Origin of the sequence: Thalassoglobus neptunius (assembly GCF_007859735.1) — a bacterium.
In the GTDB taxonomy this organism is placed as follows: domain Bacteria; phylum Planctomycetota; class Planctomycetia; order Planctomycetales; family Planctomycetaceae; genus Thalassoglobus; species Thalassoglobus neptunius.
In genome coordinates, this window is the sequence record NZ_SIHI01000125.1 from 1 (window position 1) to 1,932 (window position 1,932).

Annotated in this window: 3 protein-coding genes; 1 reads left to right on the plus strand and 2 read right to left on the minus strand. The window is 49.9% G+C overall.

Annotation, left to right across the window (positions count from 1 at the left end; translation table 11 throughout):
• Window positions 1-162: an integrase core domain-containing protein gene (locus KOR42_RS28070; protein WP_390620856.1), complete on the plus strand. Its 162-nt coding sequence runs from the start codon at window positions 1-3 to the stop codon at window positions 160-162.
• A gap of 63 nt (window positions 163-225) precedes the next feature.
• Here KOR42_RS28070 and KOR42_RS26110 read toward each other — a convergent pair whose 3' ends face one another.
• Together KOR42_RS26110 and KOR42_RS27235 are read right to left on the minus strand one after the other, a co-directional pair.
• Complete coding sequence (locus KOR42_RS26110; protein WP_146512727.1) at window positions 226-1,626, minus strand: CSLREA domain-containing protein; 1,401 nt, start codon at window positions 1,624-1,626, stop codon at window positions 226-228.
• Between the two features lie 81 nt (window positions 1,627-1,707).
• A partial coding sequence (locus tag KOR42_RS27235) for a hypothetical protein (protein ID WP_231741150.1) occupies window positions 1,708-1,932 on the minus strand: 225 nt, incomplete at its 5' end.

Sequence of the window (1,932 nt, forward strand, 5' to 3'; positions counted from 1 at the left end):
ATTCAGGACTGGCGGATGACTTACAACCACCGCCGTCCGCACAGCTCTCTTGGAGGGTTGACGCCTGCCGAATTTTCGACTCAGTGTGCTTCCGTTCCAGAGAAGGTTCCGCCTACGGCTCCACCTTCTCCTCCACTCCAGCACACTGACTTACTTACCTAACCCCAACTCTCATAAGCCTGGTTCAAACTTCGGGGGCATTTCACTCAGCCCCTCCCAGCGGATTTATGTAAACACAACTTGTGTCTCACTGTTCTTTTTGGCTTTGAACTTGAACAGATCGAAGTTCCCGGAAGATTCGAAGAACAATCCTCCTCCATTCACTCCTGCAATGTTCTTCCGAAACTTTGTCTTCGTGAAACTGATGTTGGCAGTTCCTGTAGTGAAGGCACCACCCCCAAGGTTCCCCGCGTCATTCGAGAGGACTTTCGTCTTTGTCAGAAGCAAATCTGTTTCTGAGAAAATCCCTCCGCCATTAATCGCGGCTGAGTTGTCGGTGATCTTACTCTTGGTGATGTGAAGAGTGCCGCTGCTTGAGAAGATTCCACCACCGTCTTCATCAGCAATGTTTCCAGTGATCTTGCTTTTGACGATCGTCAAATCACCAGATCCGTGAACGATACCCGCACCAAATCGTGCCATGTTGCCTGAAATCGTACTGTTTTCGATATGTCCTCCCCCGAAAACTCGGATTCCTCCACCACCGACAGTGCCAAAGCTGCTGTTATTTGAGACGGTCGAATTGATTAGGGTCAGGCCTGCACCAGCATTTATTCCGCCAGCAAAGCCACCACCGACGGTTTCTGTCGCCATATTGTTGTCAATGAGGCTGTTGATCACAGTGGTTTGAGCATAGGTAAAGACTCCACCGGTCCGATAGGCTGTGTTTCCAGAAACGACACTGTCGGAGATCGTGAGTGTCCCACTTGATGCCCCAATTCCACCTCCTACGTTTCCACTGCCAGACCCAGCATTATTGTTTTGGATCACACTGTTCTCGACGTGGAGTGTGCCACTCAGCTGGCTGTAAAGTCCACCTCCGTCGTTCCCAGCTACATTTCCTGTGACAACGCTATCGCGAACCGTCAACGTTCCCGCTTGATTCAGAATTCCACCGCCAGAGTTAGTCGCATTTCCACCGGTAATCGTGACACCCGATATTGTGACATCACCTGCACTATTCGCAAAGAAGACGCGACTGGAGTTGTTCCCATCAATTGTCAGTAAGTCAGCACCTCGGCCATTAATAATAAGGTCGGAAGCAATTTCCAGTTCCGTGCCTCCCAAGGTGATCGTGTCTGCGGTTTTATCATTGAAATCTGTCGTTCCCCCAGTTCCGTCACCACGAAACACGATTTCGTCAGCACCCGAACCGGTCTCGCCAAGATCTGTAATGCCGTCTGTATTTGCTGCAATGATTGCTTCTCGCAGAGTGACAAGCCCGTCATTCGCGATGACATTATCGGCAGCGCTATTCACCGTGAGTGTCGTGAGGAGGATGCGGGACTCAAAGGCCTCGACCGAAGCGGAGCGGATTGCGGATTTTCTTCGTCTTTGAGTCTTGCTGGGCAACAACGAAGTCAAGAATTGTAATCCAAATTTTCGGCTGAAATGATGAGATGTCATCAGGCAACTCTTTCCTGGTTTGGTCGTTTCGGTTTCTAAGAGCGGTTCAATTCCACTTTGTCTACCGCATCTGGAGTGTCTTCAAACATTCCAGATGTTGTGTGAACCATTAATCGCCAGGCACGCATCATCAAGTGCCAAGCCCATTAGTTTCTTGAGGTAACGAATGTGAGGGTTAACAGCCCGTTGAACATTGCGGACTTCTGAGTAGCAGTCTGAGTTTTGGTTGGTTGCCATTGAGTGAGGTCGTGCTTGTTTTGAAGTGCCGGAAGTTGCTTTCGATGGCTCGGGAGAGACTTTGAACAG

Excerpts from the sequence above, each read along its gene's own strand:
- KOR42_RS26110 (WP_146512727.1), bottom strand. The coding sequence starts at position 1,626 with ATGACATCTCATCATTTCAGCCGAAAATTTGGATTACAATTCTTGACT.